This window comes from Methanosaeta sp. UBA458 (assembly GCF_002496085.1).
In the GTDB taxonomy this organism is placed as follows: Archaea; Halobacteriota; Methanosarcinia; order Methanotrichales; family Methanotrichaceae; genus Methanothrix; species Methanothrix soehngenii.
This window is the reverse complement of sequence record NZ_DAIK01000063.1, coordinates 1-4,975: the sequence shown is the minus strand read 5'-3', so window position 1 is coordinate 4,975 and position 4,975 is coordinate 1. Positions and strand designations below refer to the sequence as shown.

Below are 4,975 nucleotides of genomic sequence, written 5' to 3'. Positions count from 1 at the left end.
AGAGACATGCGGGATGTGGGATACATGCGAGCATTTGCTGTTTCCCCCTTTTGCTTCAATGTAACACGTTGTTTCTGAGTTTCGGAATGTTTTACCTTGAGCGATAGGCCTAATGCAATGTTCATGAAAAAACTTTAAAGCTTCGCAGAAGCTTTCAGCATTTATCACTTCGTTCCCGTCCAATCCGACTACTTTATACATAGTAAACCCTTTGATCACACTCGGTTAGTTTTTCTGAAAACCGACGACATTCGACGACATAGCCAGCTAAAAGCTCATTGTTATTGAAACTAGGGCCAAAGGAGGCTGCAATAAATTGCAGCCTCTCTAACTTCAGTTTCGGTTAAGCATTTCTTCCTCTGCAATTCAGGGTCATTCTAGAATGCCTTCTTCCTGCAATACCTCGACTACTTGCATCAGTTGTCCTTCACTCAGTCTTAGCTTGGAACGTATATCTGAGGACGTGAACTCTCCCCCGGTTTCCTCGATGAATGAGATGACCCTTTGCTTATCCTCATCGGTGACTTCCTCTAACTTCCACCCTTCAGTAATCTTCTTGTCATCGACAGGTCTCACAACACCTTCTACGACCGGATGGTCGACCTCGAGTAGGAACTCTTTGAGGGAGGAGATATCTCTAGCATCCTCTTCAGTAGCGATCTTGCTATATATCTCCTCTGGAATTCCTTCCTTTACTCTCTCCTTGAGATTCTTGGACATCCATACGATCCTTCTCCAGCCGCCATCTGCCTGCAAGAACTTAGATGAGAAGTAGTACAGAATGCCTATCCCCAGGAATCCCACAACCTGCTTGCCGCCGCCAGTCTGTCCTGCCATGGTCGAGAAAGGCAATCCGTTGGGAGCTGAGCCTTTGAAATCACGATCCGCTAATCCTATGCCGTCAACCTCAGGTATGTAGAAACCTATGGTCTCGAAGCATCCGCAGGAGGTATGAGGGGCGTCGAAGAAGGTATATAGCTTCATGATATTATACTCACCACCAGATCTCTTTGCAGCTGCCTCGTTGACGCTTTCATACTCACCAGCAATTGCGTCCTTAAGCCCTGTTTTAGGTATCGGAAATTGGGGTCCTTCTGGATCTACCTTGGCCGCAGCGCGTCCATCGAACCAGGTGATAGCACCACATAGGGATGGCCTATCAGGAGTTACTACACATGAGCTTGTAGGAGCAAATGCTTGGCAAAGAGTGCATCCATAGAATACATCGACATCCTCATCGTGCAGCCCCTTGGCGCGTTCATCACGAGCCTTGTAGATGGTCATGGCACTGGCAAGTTCCTCTTTCACCTTTGCTGGATCGGTAACCACCGTGACCTCCATTTTCTCTATGAAGGGCATCTCAGCCTTGTACAGCTCGATGACCGGTTTGAATATCTGTTCCCACGAGGTCACACCCTTCTTCTGCAAACTTTTGCCCAGTCTCATCCAGATGTCGTACCTTTGATTCAGGTGCATTAAGCCGCTGATATAAGAGAGAAGGGAATGATTGCGCCTCTCGATGATTGATTCCAGGTCCTTCTCGACCTTCTCACCGCCAACCTTGAAGCTCATTCCGAAGGGTATGGTTGAGCCCTCTTTGATATCTTTGAGGTCGGGACCGATGATATTCACCTTTCCATCCTCGATCTGATCCATAAGTGTTGCTATGCTTAGCTCGAATCCATCTGCTTTCGGGCCGCCCATCTCCACCCACAGGTCCTCTTTCCTGATGCGTTCCCCTTCATACATGGGGGAAATATCCAACTTAACTTCTGCGGTCATTATCTTTTACCTCTTAGAGCTAACTTTACACGAATTCCGCTGGCCTTCGATCACTGGCGCGTTTTATTTCTCGCGCACAATTCTTTTGCACATGACTAATTATCTCGGTTATACATATATACTTTAGCGTTATGAAAATATACCAGATTGGATTTTGTATATATTTATAACCTTGAAATTCATAGAGGAAACCTTTTAATATCTTTAAGGAACTCATTATATTGATCTGGAAATTCCGACTTTTTTCCTGGAATGCAATTACAGATAAACAGATCTTAAAAAGATAAAGGAGTCAGACTAAATGAACCTACGCATCTATGTTGTTCTAGCATTAGCAACTATACTGTTTTTAAGCGCTAATACCTTTGCACAGAAATCAGTAGGAGTTGCTATCGAATCGGATAGTATAGCCCCAGCACCGGCATCGATTGGTGCAGATGTTCCCCTAACTTACTTTGGACTGCTCCCTCAACAGTTCAGCGTGAACTCGTGGGCCCCTATCAACTGTTGAGATCAGGCATGATCGATCTAGATGCTGGCACGATAACTCTGCCGCTTTATCAGGGCCAGATGAAAGATGGCCGAAAAGTCTGGTACATTCTAACAGACACTGATAATAAAGGGAACGCAGACGCTCTCGGTCTCAATTATGCAGCCAAGCTGACATATGAGGATTTCGAAAAACTAATCAATCGAAATATTTATATACTATTGATACTATAATATAATATGTATGAGGACCCTCATTGATTTTGCCGTTAGAGCAGAATATGCTCGGATTAAAGCACTCGGAGACGATCTGTGCGATATCGGATCGCAAGTCGATTGGGAGCGTTTCAGGTTTCTAGAGCCCTTGATGTATAAGAATAAAACCAGTCTAGGAGGCCGTCCCAATATCGATATTGTGATAATGATAAAGCTGCTCGTACTCCAGCGTTGGTTTGGCTTATCAGATCCCGAATTAGAACGACAAGTTGCCGATAGGATCTCTTTTCGAATCTTCCTTGGCACTACTGAGGCGGTTCCCGATTTCAGTACTGTTTGGCTATTTCGCGAGCGTTTGATTAAGAGCGGCAAATCCAAGGACCTTTGGAAGGAGCTTCAAAGGCAGATGGAAGAGAAAGGGTATGCTGTAAAAGAGGGCTCTATTCAGGACGCGACTTTTATAACATAAGTTTGATAAAGTCTTACTTGATATTTCTATTAATATTATTAATAGCCAGGCCAAACCAACAAGATCTGATGAGGAGCCAACAAATGAAGGAAGCTGGGCAAAAAAAGGGCGTCAAGAGTTTCTTCGGCTATAAAGAAAGCTACCAGGGGGCACAAGTTAGGAATCAGAGACATCCTTAGAAACAAGAGAATCAGCAAGAAGCGGTCACATATCGAAAGGTGTTTTGCGGTTATGAAACGAGCCCATAAGGCAGGACATGTCCTTGTGACTACCGTTGCCAGGGCAGGGATGAAATTCATGATGAGCGCATTCGTTTATAACCTGGTACAGTTGAGACATTTGGCAAACAAACCTCTAACCTAGCGGAGGCCATCTAAAAACATGTAAAAGAATGGAAGAAAATGAGCTAAATTGCGACCATGAAGACAAATTGGAGCAAAATCATGAAGAATTTGGACTATAAAGATTGAAAATATTAACGCGAGAATTTAAACCTGTGTTAACAGAGGATAAATCGAAGCCCTCTAATGTAAGGACGGGATTCGCCTGCTATACTTTCGAGCCGAAGTCGAATATACCGATCAAGGTTATCGTTCTTGACGATACCCAAAGGGATGATGATCTCAACAACCCAGATTCTCTCGGCTATGGACATGCCTCTCTCGACAACGAACGATATGACTGGCTTGTAAAAGAACTTGATAAGGGTCAGGCTGAAGGCAAGCTCATGATCATCGCAGCTCACATACCTATAAGCGTCGAACAGGCAGATTCAATGATGGGGTGGAACCCAGCAGCTCCAATATCCGAAGCGCAGCTGATTTCCAAACTCCATGAATATCCGAATCTCATCCTGTGGATCGCGGGACATCGTCATCTCAATATCGTTACCGCACTAAAATCACCGGATGCTGCCCGTCCTGAACTCGGCTTTTGGGAGGTTGAAACCGCGTCATTAAGGGATTTCCCTCAGCAGCTGCGCACTTTCGAGATTGTCCGCAACAGCGACAATACTGTTTCAATCTTTGCGACCGACGTTGATCCGGCAGTCAAAGACGGGTCGCTTGCTGCAATATCGCGTTCTTATGCTGCAGCAACTAGGCAGATATTCAACATGACACCAGATCCAATGCCCACTGGTTCGTACAATGCAGAGCTTGTCAAGCAATTGACTCCGGAAATGCAGGAAAAATTGTCAGTTGTGGGAGGTGGGGTTTAGTTGTTTTCTCTGATAGCTCGAATGCTTCATATCAAGACTTATTCCTCCACCCTCACCACCTCAATTCCCGCCTGCTCCAGAAAATCCAGTGCAGTCTGGTCGGGGTAGCAGTGCAGGTAGACCACCTTGGCCACCCGGGCGTTGATCATCATCTTGGCGCAGAGGATGCAAGGCTGGTGGGTGCAGTAGAGCGTCGCTCCCTCGATGGAGATGCCGTGCATTGCCGCCTGGATGATGGCGTTCTGCTCGGCATGCACCGCCCGGCATAATTCGTGACGGGTGCCGCTCGGGACACCTTCCCGGGCGCAGCCCACCACATCGCAGTGCTCGAGACCCGCAGGCGCGCCGTTATACCCCGTGGTCAGGATCCTCTTGTTCTTCACAAAGAGAGCTCCCATCTGGTTACGCAGACAGGTGGAGCGCTTGGCCACCACTATGGCTATCTCCATAAAGTACTCATCCAGGCCGGGACGTTCGATAGAGGGCATCAGCTGGATAGCTGCCCTCTTGCTTAATAAGCTCTCTATGAGACTTCTGGCCCTCAGTGGATGACAACGGAAGCTTAATATCTCCTCCTTGCATCGATTGCGGAACATGTCTATTCACTGGGCGGATGTCATCGCCGAGAAGCTGGAAGGCTCTGGCCCCCATACCATCGCCACCGGCATTACCCCCTCCGGACCGGTTCACATCGGCAACATGCGCGAGGTCATGACCGCAGAGGCCGTCTATCGCGCTCTCCTGGACAGAGGGGTACAAGCGCGTCTGATCTACATCGCCGACACCTTCGACCGGCTGCG

3 protein-coding genes and 2 pseudogenes are annotated in these 4,975 nt (G+C 47.2%); 3 read left to right on the top strand and 2 right to left on the bottom strand.

Annotated features, from left to right (window positions below; genetic code table 11):
* Window positions 1-372: 372 nt before the first annotated feature.
* A complete protein-coding gene (cdhC, locus tag BP822_RS04280) occupies window positions 373-1,782 on the bottom strand; it encodes a CO dehydrogenase/CO-methylating acetyl-CoA synthase complex subunit beta (RefSeq protein ID WP_013719557.1) in 1,410 nt (469 codons plus the stop codon).
* A gap of 733 nt (window positions 1,783-2,515) precedes the next feature.
* Between cdhC and BP822_RS12940 the strand changes: the two are divergent.
* Both BP822_RS12940 and BP822_RS04265 read left to right on the top strand, forming a co-directional pair.
* Window positions 2,516-3,319, top strand: a pseudogene (locus BP822_RS12940) (transposase).
* A gap of 133 nt (window positions 3,320-3,452) precedes the next feature.
* Window positions 3,453-4,175: a hypothetical protein gene (locus BP822_RS04265; protein WP_286877798.1), complete on the top strand. Its 723-nt coding sequence runs from the start codon at window positions 3,453-3,455 to the stop codon at window positions 4,173-4,175.
* Between the two features lie 38 nt (window positions 4,176-4,213).
* Here BP822_RS04265 and BP822_RS04260 read toward each other — a convergent pair whose 3' ends face one another.
* Window positions 4,214-4,663 (bottom strand): deoxycytidylate deaminase, encoded by a 450-nt coding sequence (locus BP822_RS04260; protein ID WP_286877797.1) that lies wholly within the window; start codon window positions 4,661-4,663, stop codon window positions 4,214-4,216.
* 106 nt (window positions 4,664-4,769) lie between these two features.
* Between BP822_RS04260 and BP822_RS04255 the strand changes: the two are divergent.
* Window positions 4,770-4,975, top strand: a pseudogene (locus BP822_RS04255) (lysine--tRNA ligase); the annotation flags it as partial.